The organism is Mesorhizobium sp. M7A.F.Ca.AU.002.02.1.1, from assembly GCF_003998535.1.
Taxonomy (GTDB): Bacteria; Pseudomonadota; Alphaproteobacteria; order Rhizobiales; family Rhizobiaceae; genus Mesorhizobium; species Mesorhizobium ciceri.
Genome location: NZ_RZPB01001486.1, coordinates 1 through 455, shown reverse-complemented (window position 1 = coordinate 455; position 455 = coordinate 1). Strand labels below are relative to the sequence as shown.

At 56.3% G+C, this 455-nt stretch carries 1 pseudogene; it reads right to left on the bottom strand.

The annotated features are described in order from the left end of the window. Nucleotides 1–125: 125 nt before the first annotated feature. Nucleotides 126–455: pseudogene (locus tag EN879_RS38510) on the bottom strand (hypothetical protein); the annotation flags it as partial.

Sequence of the window (455 nt, the reverse complement as noted above, 5' to 3'; positions counted from 1 at the left end):
GCGCCCGATATCACGTTTAATCCAAGATAAGACTTCATCATTTCCTCCCAACGAAGTTTGGTTGCTGTTCTCCAACCTGCCGTGATGGACAGCGTTGAAACTGTTTATTCCCTTGGCCGCCGACATCATGCGGTCGACCTGTTCCTCAAGCTGATTGCACGCTTGAGATTGCGAAAATTAAGACCATAGATGCCGACCCCGACCAGGATCGCGGCACCTTGAAAAAGGTATTGAACGCCGATGCTGGCGCCCGTCGTCAGCACCAATTGCTGGAGCTGTGTGAGAAAGAGAGCGGCGATCACGGTTGCCGCCAGATTGCCCTTGCCGCCAAACAGCGAGGTTCCACCCAGAACCGTCGCGGCGATCGACGGCATCAGGTAGTTGTCGCCCTGCTGCGGACTTGGCAGTTGCATAAGGCCGCCGAGCAGAATGCCGCCGGCCGAATAGAGCAGGCT